At 47.4% G+C, this 1733-nt stretch carries 3 protein-coding genes; 2 read left to right on the top strand and 1 reads right to left on the bottom strand.

The genetic code is table 11. The features are described from left to right. Positions 1-134 precede the first annotated feature (134 nt). On the top strand, positions 135-557 hold the full coding sequence (locus tag ACOTYN_RS25575; protein WP_213044418.1) for a hypothetical protein: 423 nt from the start codon (positions 135-137) through the stop codon (positions 555-557). A gap of 137 nt (positions 558-694) precedes the next feature. Next, the gene (locus ACOTYN_RS25580) at positions 695-958 is read left to right on the top strand and encodes a hypothetical protein (protein WP_000072676.1); all 264 of its coding nucleotides are present in this window, start codon (positions 695-697) and stop codon (positions 956-958) included. Between the two features lie 450 nt (positions 959-1408). Here the strand turns inward: ACOTYN_RS25580 and ACOTYN_RS25585 are convergent, their stop codons facing one another. Then, positions 1409-1708 carry a toll/interleukin-1 receptor domain-containing protein gene (locus tag ACOTYN_RS25585; RefSeq protein ID WP_421634791.1) on the bottom strand — a complete coding sequence of 100 codons (300 nt, stop codon included), beginning with the start codon at positions 1706-1708 and terminating at the stop codon, positions 1409-1411. Between the last annotated feature and the right edge of the window lie 25 nt (positions 1709-1733).

Here is a 1733-nt window from a genome sequence, read left to right on the forward strand (position 1 = left end):
AAACGCGCTCAGGGCGATTTCAGCGCGAAGCCGGTGAAAACCACAGCTTACCCGGCGAAAACCCCGCAAAACTTGCCTGATGAATTCTGATGGCATGAATGGCTATGCACCGGACTGCATGGCGGCCCGTTTCAGTGCGTTTACCACCTGAAACCGCCAAAAAGCGCCCTTTTGCGCGGGAAATCTCTCATTTTCTCCCTGGAATACTCACAACAATCATAATTACTAGTAATGTTTTCTGTGTGTACGACAACTCTGTAATGCCTGAGGAATTAATGACCGGTTCAAACAACAAGACACGCGATATCACTAGCAACCGCAAGTATCTGATCAAGAATGCACGCGGCCAGGCAGCCTATAAAGCACGTATGCGCGAGGCGGGTTATAAGCAAATTGCGGTATGGGTACGAGAAGATGTCAGAGAGGCAGGACGACAAGCCGGACTGGAATCTGACGCGCTGTTGTCAGGGGCTGCGCAGCATGATCCATTAGGCTGGATGGTCGGTTTTGCTGAGGGACTCAGGCAGCGAGAAAAAAAAGACAGCAACCCGCAGTAAGCCTGCAAGACAGCACGAATAACAGAGAACAGCCAGTACAAGGAAGTAACGCTTCGCGTACCGGATTCAGCATATTTTTCAGGGAGTGTCCCTGCTAAACTCCTTCATGTCGACGCATCAACCCCGGAGGCTCTGTAATGAGCAATACCACACACTACGAAAACGCCAACTTCTTGCGGGAACTGGCCGAAAGTCTGCCCCGCATACTGCCGGAAGGTGGCCCGGACAAGGCAGCACTGTTGCAGCGCCTGGCTAACGAAGAACTGGCACAGGCCGAGTATGAAGATCAGGTTCGCGCCAAAGTGACTGCAGCCCGCGCTGATACACGCCCGGGCATGACCACGGAACAACTCCGCCAGCGGCTGCATGGTCGCTATCAGGAACTGCGTGATGCCGTATGACGTGGAATGGAAGCAGGGAGCCATCGAGGACGTAACGGCACTGTTTGACTAGGGGTCAGTTTGGATATAGAGAATTATTGTACGGTAAGCCTGTTTTTTGAACAGACTTACCTATAGCAATAGGGTGTACTCCCGCGCTATACGGCATTTTCAGAGGTTTGACCTTAATCGGATAACCTAAATGCGATACTGCAAGAGCGACAACTTAAAAGCGATAGCCACTGACGCAAAATCAACCCCTTACGAACCAAGATTGGTTAAATAATGCGCTTAACGTACAAAAATTTCCGATCTCCAAACTGACCCCTTCTTGGCTGTTCACAAACTTAGGGGTTTGAAGGCCAATGGAACGAAAACGTACGTTAAGAATGTAATTTATTGATATTCATAAAAATAAAAAAAGGATCGCTGATTGATCCTTTTGTTTTGCTATTTGAATTTCGATAAACATTAACCACGAGAATGCAGTAGCTCGGCTATCTCATGAGCAATTTCATCGATTGTATGAGTTGCAGTACTACGAGCAACTTTGTCTGCTAATGATGGACTAAAATCGACAACTTCTTGTTTTGTAATATTATGCCATATGGGAAGCAATATTTGCTCACCAGAAATAGCACGAGTGACGATTCCATCAAGTTCATAATTTGTCCAACCTTTGCTTATAAACGCCGGAGACAAAACTACTAACCCAACACGACTGTTTGCTAAACCTTTTGACCTGCCCCCACGATTAGATACAACACTCAGTTAGTAACGTCGGAATCTTCATTCT

Origin of the sequence: Enterobacter cloacae complex sp. IR5458 (assembly GCF_049238025.1) — a bacterium.
GTDB classification, from domain to species: domain Bacteria; phylum Pseudomonadota; class Gammaproteobacteria; order Enterobacterales; family Enterobacteriaceae; genus Enterobacter; species Enterobacter kobei.